We start from the raw sequence: 7,562 nt of genomic DNA, 5'->3' as shown, positions 1-7,562 counted from the left end.
CTTCGCCTGTTAGATCGCTTCGTTTTTAGATTATTTCTTACTCTTGTGGTTAGCTCGCTTTGCTCGCAGATCGCTAATGCTTTTAGATGTTAGATCGGCTTTGCCTGTTAGATCGCTTCGCTTTTAGATTATTTCTTACTCTTGTGGTTAGCTCGCTTTGCTCGCAGATCGCTATCGCTTTTAGATGTTAGAACGGCTTTGCCTTTTAGATTTTTTTCTCTTGCGGTTTTGCTTCGTTGTTGGTGTTTTAAATTTGCAGATACTAGTTAAAACTTGAATACAAAATAGAAGTGTGTTTTTTAAGTGTTTTTAAGTTAGCAGAATGGTTCTCGGGTTTTAATTTAACATTCAGCATTTAAAATTTAAACCTTATAAAAAACAAATTCTTTTGTAAGGTTCGATATTCTTTTGGTACTAAGTAAATGTTATTAAATAATAGGTATAAAAAAAGGTCACAATAAAATATTGCAACCTTTACTATATATAATTGGATAGTGTCTACTTAGTATACTTCTACACAAGAAGCATCTTCTGTGGCAGTCATAATGTAGTTTTCTTTTGCGTCATCTGTATCTGCAAAGTTAACTCCTTTACCCATACAATTTGATCCACAAGACGCTAATAATAAACCTGCTGCTGCTAAAAGTAAGATTGATTTTTTCATGATAATAGTAATTGTAATGTTAATAATCTGATAAATTTTGGTTTTGTTAGAAAGTAACATTTTGCCCTTATTACTTTCTGATATCAAATGTAGTACGTCGACACGTAATCGAATCATTTAATCGTTTAGCTGTTTAAATTTTCGTTAAATGACACAAAAACGCTGTTTTTTGTCGATTCATAGGGTGAAAAACACCATTCGTCGACAATTAGCCCCTTGAAGAAAGGGGAAAAACCCCCTAAGAAAATAGGTATTTATACGTACATTATATTTTGTAGAATTGTAATTAACACCTTCAATAAGTCGTAAAGATAAAGAGCAACTTACAAAGTTGCTCTTTATTTATAGTATCTTGTGTGTTAAGTCGTTATAGTTCCATTTCTCAGGAATAATGTCTAAACTGAGTAGTTTATCTTGCACTTTTTGAATGGTTTTTTCATCGATTAATTCTTGGCTCCATTCGGTTAAAGACAGCCATTTTTGTACATCTTCTAGTTGTTGTTCGTAACGTGCAGCAATCCGTTCGTCGATGTTTGGTAATTCTTTAAACTTAGCTGTCATTTCATTGATAATGTTTAAAACAGTCTTAACTGTTTCTTCATCTTCTTCTAACAGTTCTGAGCGCACAGCAATTACAAAACACGGCCAAGGTGTTGGACAATCGGCTACACGTTTAAATATACCTTGATCTACCAAAGGCTTTGTGGTGAAATGTTCCCACATAAAATAATCGCCTTTTCCTTTATTTAGTCCGTCAATTGCACCTTCTAAGTTGTTAATGACTTCAAAACCTAAATCGTCAGTATCCCAACCGTTATTTTCTGCATTGATATACGCCATTAAGTGCGAACCAGAACCGTAACGACTAATGGCAGCCTTAGTTCCTTCTATATCTTCAATGGTATCGTATGGAGCATCTGCAGCAACGTGAATTCCCCAAATTAAAGGCGATTGCACAAAGGTTTGTACTATTTTTGAAGGATTTCCAGCAATGATATCTTTTATGATTCCTTCCGTAAGGATAACAGCAATATCAATTTTTTTATTTCGAAGCGCTTTGCACATAGCACCAGTTCCGCCAGGATAATCTTTCCAGCGTAAATTGATTCCTTCTTTTTCGTATGAACGTTCTTTAAGTGTTAAATACCAAGCTAAGTTGAAATGCTCGGGAACACCGCCAATATTAATTTTTTTCATTTGGGACAATGTATATTATGCTAATTTACCTAAAGTATACTGAATCAATTCATCAACAGTTTCTTTTGGTGTATTGCTAAATTGACCCAAAGGTCTATTTGCAATAATAGCATTCATAGAAACTGAACGATGTCCTAATAGATTTGCTAATCCGTAGATACCAGCAGTTTCCATTTCTAAGTTTGTTATTTTTTTATTGTTATGATTAAATGTAGCAAGTTTATCATTTAGTTGTTCATCTTGCACGTTTAATCGTATTTTTCGACTTTGTGGACCATAAAAGCCAACATTTGTTGCTGTAAAACCTAATACGGTTTTTTCAGACGCTAATTGGTCGACTAAATCACGATTCCCTTTCACAACATACGGTTCTGATTTTCTTGGTGACCAATTAGTTTGTTTTACAAAAGCTTCTGAAAGCTCGGCATCCAATACATGATCACTTTCGTAAAAGTGTAATAAACTGTCGAAACCAATAGCGTATTCGCTAATTAAAAAGGCATCTACAGGAATATCGGCTTGTATAGAACCTGATGTTCCAATTCGAATAATATCTAGTGATGTGAAATCTTCTTTTACCGTTCGCGAAGTAAAATCAACATTTACAAGTGCGTCTAACTCATTAAATACAATATCTATATTATCTGTACCAATTCCGGTAGAAATGACAGAAATACGTTTTCCACGAAGTGTTCCTGTATGTGTAACAAATTCGCGTTTTGCTTTTTTGACTTCTATTGTGTCAAAATATTTACTTACGGAACTTACACGATCTGGATCGCCCACCGTAATAATAGTTGTTGCAATGTCTTCTGGAAGGATATTTAAGTGATAAATGCTTCCATCGGGATTTATAATTAATTCTGATTCTTTTATTTTACTCATGTTTTGTCAATATTTGTTTGGATGGATGATAGCAATATTCGTATTTATTACAATTACCAAAAACAGTATCTTCTGAAAGTTGGTTGTAAAAGTTTTGCAAACCATCCATAGCCAATAAACCTTCTCTTGTAAGGGTTAATCGCTTGGATTTTGTATTAAAAAAAATGGATAGTTTTTTTATAATTCGTGTAATTTGTAAATCACCAAAACCATAATATCCTTGATACTGTAATATGTATCCTGTAAGTTGTCGTGTATTTTTTATTTCTTCTTTGTGAATGATCTTTAAGATGTGTTTTTCCAAAACATTCAATCCGCTAGAAACAGATGGAAATCGCTTTAAATGTGCATTGAGACAATTAGAAAGATACGGAAAAGAAGAGGTGAGCGTAACGTATTTTTTAAACTTAATATGATTGTCTGTACAATACAATCTCCATAAAATATCTGCTAATTCAATGTCTGACTTTGTAAGTTCAATTTTTTGCTTGTAATGTGTCTTTAGTTGTGCGTATGAAAGTTCTCCTAATCCTTTTAAGTTTGGTTCATTTTCAATCCAACCACTACATACTAAATAGATTTTCCCTGAAAATTTCAACTGTTTTAAAAAACTCAATGCAGCTATCATATTAATATGGCAAAACAAATCGTATTCAAACCAAAGTACTATAGTGTTGTATTTTGAGAAATCTGTAGTTAACAATGGAGTTAAAAATGAATCTATATAAGTTTTTTCATTAGCTCCATAAGGTGTTAAGTAGGAGATACGCTGTTGTTTAAAGGCGTCCGATTTTAAGTCGTAACTTGTTTTTCCTTCACAAAGCATCTCACGCCATACAAATTGATCGTCTTTAATTTCAATTTTAGCGAGTCTAGGCGTTAAGCTATCACCATTTAAAATATGTAAAGTTTGTTGTTGCATCTATCCACCAACTCGTTTTACATTGTATCCTTCTTTTTCAAGAATTTGCACAATTTTATCTCTGTAATTCCCTTGAATAATGATTTCGTTGTCTTTAACGCTTCCGCCAACACCACATTTTACTTTTAATAATTTCCCTAAGGCTTTTAAATCTTCTTCAGTGCCTACAAAACCTTTTACAACAGTAACAACTTTTCCTCCGCGGCCTTTATTACTAAAATGCGCTTCTAGATATTGTGATGAAGCATCTAGGGTTTCTTCAACAGTTCCGTTTTCTAATTCGAAATCGTCATTGGTAGAGAATACAAATCCTCCCAAATCTTCCAAACTATTGAGTTTCTTCTTTGCCATACAATTTGTTTTATAGAGTGAATATATAAAAAATCACCTGTTTTTCATCAAAAAATAACACCAATAGCTATTGCTACCAGTGTTATATCTTATTTGAGAATATTGTGTTTTATTACTTTTTGACTAATCCTAATTCAATTAAACGCTGATTTAAAAATTCACCAGCTGTAATATCGTCAAATTGTTTCGGATTATTTTCATCAATACAGTTTTCTAAACAATCTAATGGCATTTCGCTGATTGGATGCATAAAGAAAGGAATAGAGTAGCGTGATGTTCCCCAAAGTTCTCTTGGCGGATTCACAACTCTGTGTATTGTAGATTTTAATTTATTGTTACTGTGACGTGATAGCATATCACCAACATTAATCACCAATTCGTCTGGTTCAGCAATTGCGTCAAGCCATTCACCATCATGACGTTGTACTTGCAATCCTTTTCCATGCGAGCCCATTAATAGGGTAATTAAATTGATGTCACCATGTGCTGCAGCACGAACTGCATTTTTAGGTTCGCTGGTAATTGGTGGATAGTGAATAGGACGTAGAATACTGTTTCCATTCTTGATGAAATTATCAAAATAAAATTCGTCCAATCCTACATATAACGCAAGTGCTCTTAATACGTATACACCTGTTTTTTCAAGCATTTGAAATGTTTCCTTTCCAACTTTATTAAATTCAGGTAATTCAGAAACTTCTACATTATCTGGATATTCAGCTTTTAAGGCGTCATTATCTTCTACATATTGACCAAAATGCCAAAATTCTTTCAAATCACCTACTTTTCTGCCTTTTGCACTTTCTTTTCCAAAAGAAACATATCCGCGTTGTCCGCCAATACCTTCAATTTCATAACTGCTTTTGGTTTCTACAGGTAATGAGAAGAATTTTTTAATTTCTTCATATAAATTATCTACCAAAGTAGTGCTTAAAAAATGTCCTTTTAAAGCAACAAAACCAATGTCTTCATACGCTTTCCCTATTTCATTAATAAATTTTTGCTTTCTGTTAGGATCGTCAGATAAGAAATCGGAAAGGTCTACGCTTGGAATATTTTTCATGTGTTTCTAGTTGTTTTTTTAACGATTACATACAATTTTCCAATAGCCATTACAGTTGAATGATATCCATTTATGCATGCTCGTTTCATGTAATTCAAGTTTTATTTTTAAAGAAACGTATGGTATTACGCAATTTTTGATATCATACGTAAAAACCAATTGTTAATAACTTTATAGCCGTTAAAGGCTTGTTTTTACAAATGTAGCTAAAAATATACGGTTGAAAAAAGAGAGTTATTAACAATTTCAAAAATTATCACTTTGGGTTTTGATGAACCGTTTTTTTTCTTGATTTTTGAATATCTATTTAAAGAACTACAATTCATGCCAACTATACAAGAACCAATGGTATATAAAAAAGGAAATTTGACCAACGAAACGTTGATCGATTTATATAAAAAAATGCTTAAGCCGAGAATGATAGAAGAGAAGATGCTTATTCTTCTACGTCAAGGAAAAATCTCTAAATGGTTTGGCGGTATTGGGCAAGAAGCCATCGCAGTCGGTGTAACTTCAGCACTTACAAAAGACGAATACATTTTACCAATGCACCGAAACTTGGGTGTATTTACAACACGTGAAATTCCATTGTATCGCTTGTTTTCACAATGGCAAGGAAAAGCAAATGGCTTTACTAAAGGACGCGATCGTAGTTTTCACTTTGGTACACAGGAGTTTAATATTGTGGGAATGATTTCGCATTTAGGACCACAATTAGGTGTCGCAAGCGGAATTGCTTTGGCTAATAAGTTGAAAGATAATAAACACGCATGTGCCGTTTTTACTGGTGAAGGAGGAACAAGTGAAGGAGATTTTCATGAAGCATTGAATGTGGCTTCTGTATGGAGTTTACCAGTGTTATTCTGTATTGAGAATAATGGTTACGGACTTTCTACACCAACAGCAGAACAGTATAATTGCGAGCATTTAGCAGATAGAGGCAAAGGATATGGAATGGAATCGCATATTATTGACGGAAATAACATATTGGAAGTCTATACAAAGGTTTCTGAATTGGCAGATAGTATACGTGAAAATCCAAGACCAATTTTATTGGAATTTAAAACGTTCCGTATGCGTGGTCATGAAGAAGCTAGTGGAACAAAATATGTACCTAAAGAATTAATGGATGCTTGGGCAACCAAAGATCCAGTTCATAAATTTCGTAATTATTTGACGTCGGAAGGAATTTTAACTTTAGATATTGAAGAAGCTTTTAAGACTGAAATTTCTGCTGAAATCAATGATAATTTGAAGCTTGCCTTTGACGAAGAGAAAATCACATCAACTAAAAGTAAAGAATTAAGTGATGTGTATCAAGACTCAGTATATGAAGAAGTTAATCCGAATTCAGCAGTAGAGAATATTCGTTTCGTAGATGCAATTTCCAAAGGATTAAAACAATCAATGGAAAAGCATGACGATTTGATTATTATGGGGCAAGATGTTGCTGAATATGGAGGTGTTTTTAAAATTACAAATGAGTTTATAGATCAGTTTGGGAAAGAACGTGTACGTAACACACCAATTTGTGAATCGGCGATTGTTTCGGCTTCATACGGACTTTCTGTAAACGGAATGAAAGCGGTGATGGAAATGCAATTTGCTGATTTTGTTTCTAGTGGATTTAATCCGATTGTAAATTTATTGGCAAAATCACATTATCGTTGGAGTCAAAATGCGGATGTCGTAGTGCGTATGCCTTGTGGTGCTGGTGTTGGAGCAGGACCTTTTCATTCACAAACCAATGAAGCTTGGTTTACCAAAACTCCAGGTTTAAAAGTAGTATATCCTGCATTTCCGTATGATGCGAAAGGGTTATTAGCTACAGCTATAAACGATCCAAATCCTGTGTTGTTTTTTGAGCATAAAGCCTTGTATAGAAGTGTCTATCAAGATGTTCCAACGGATTATTACACATTGCCTTTAGGAAAAGCTTCTTTACTGAAAGAAGGAAATGATGTTACAATTATTACGTATGGTTCAGCTGTACATTGGGCATTAAACACATTAAAAGAAAACCCTGATATTTCTGCGGATTTGATCGATTTACGTTCGCTTCAACCCTTAGACACAGAAGCAATTTATGCTTCAGTAAAGAAAACAGGAAAAGCAATTATTTTACAAGAAGATTCACAGTTTGGAAGTATTTCAAGTGATATTTCTGCCATGATTATGGAGAATTGTTTTGAGCAACTTGACGCGCCAGTAAAGCGTTTGGCTAGTATGGAAACACCAATTCCTTTCGATCAAGGGTTAGAGCAACAATATTTACCTAAAAATGAATTTGAAGCTGCTTTGAGAGACTTATTAGATTATTAGACTCGCATAGCTTTTAGACTTGCTTGCACTCTTAGATTCTCTTCGTTCTTAGATTGTTAGATGTCATATTGAGCGCAGTTGAAATGTTTTAAAATAAAGTAATGCACATAAAAAAATCCTGACGAATTTTAAACGTCAGGATTTTGCATATTAAGTAG

The 7,562-nt window shown here is 33.7% G+C and carries 7 protein-coding genes; 1 reads left to right on the top strand and 6 read right to left on the bottom strand.

All coding sequences use genetic code 11. The features are described from left to right. Window positions 1-502: 502 nt before the first annotated feature. From ACRBBL_RS20745 to ACRBBL_RS20720, 6 genes are all read right to left on the bottom strand, one after another. Window positions 503-664 carry a hypothetical protein gene (locus tag ACRBBL_RS20745; RefSeq protein WP_431371003.1) on the bottom strand — a complete coding sequence of 54 codons (162 nt, stop codon included), beginning with the start codon at window positions 662-664 and terminating at the stop codon, window positions 503-505. Between the two features lie 342 nt (window positions 665-1,006). Continuing rightward, a complete protein-coding gene (locus ACRBBL_RS20740; RefSeq protein ID WP_431371002.1) occupies window positions 1,007-1,861 on the bottom strand; it encodes a substrate-binding domain-containing protein in 855 nt (284 codons plus the stop codon). 15 nt (window positions 1,862-1,876) lie between these two features. After that, on the bottom strand, window positions 1,877-2,746 hold the full coding sequence (locus ACRBBL_RS20735) for a nucleoside phosphorylase (RefSeq protein ID WP_431371001.1): 870 nt from the start codon (window positions 2,744-2,746) through the stop codon (window positions 1,877-1,879). Then, on the bottom strand, window positions 2,739-3,668 hold the full coding sequence (locus ACRBBL_RS20730; protein ID WP_431371000.1) for a DUF1835 domain-containing protein: 930 nt from the start codon (window positions 3,666-3,668) through the stop codon (window positions 2,739-2,741). The genes ACRBBL_RS20735 and ACRBBL_RS20730 overlap by 8 nt, the downstream gene beginning before the upstream one ends. Beyond that, a complete protein-coding gene (locus ACRBBL_RS20725) occupies window positions 3,669-4,019 on the bottom strand; it encodes a translation initiation factor (RefSeq protein ID WP_431370999.1) in 351 nt (116 codons plus the stop codon). Window positions 4,020-4,131: 112 nt separating this feature from the next. Then, a complete protein-coding gene (locus ACRBBL_RS20720) occupies window positions 4,132-5,082 on the bottom strand; it encodes an isopenicillin N synthase family dioxygenase (RefSeq protein ID WP_431370998.1) in 951 nt (316 codons plus the stop codon). 324 nt (window positions 5,083-5,406) lie between these two features. Here ACRBBL_RS20720 and ACRBBL_RS20715 point away from each other — a divergent pair, with 324 nt between their 5' ends. Continuing rightward, window positions 5,407-7,404 (top strand): alpha-ketoacid dehydrogenase subunit alpha/beta, encoded by a 1,998-nt coding sequence (locus ACRBBL_RS20715; protein ID WP_431370997.1) that lies wholly within the window; start codon window positions 5,407-5,409, stop codon window positions 7,402-7,404. Window positions 7,405-7,562: the final 158 nt, after the last annotated feature.

Source organism: Kordia sp., assembly GCF_050633145.1.
Taxonomy (GTDB): Bacteria; Bacteroidota; Bacteroidia; order Flavobacteriales; family Flavobacteriaceae; genus Kordia.
This window is presented reverse-complemented; position numbering and strand designations above follow the sequence as displayed.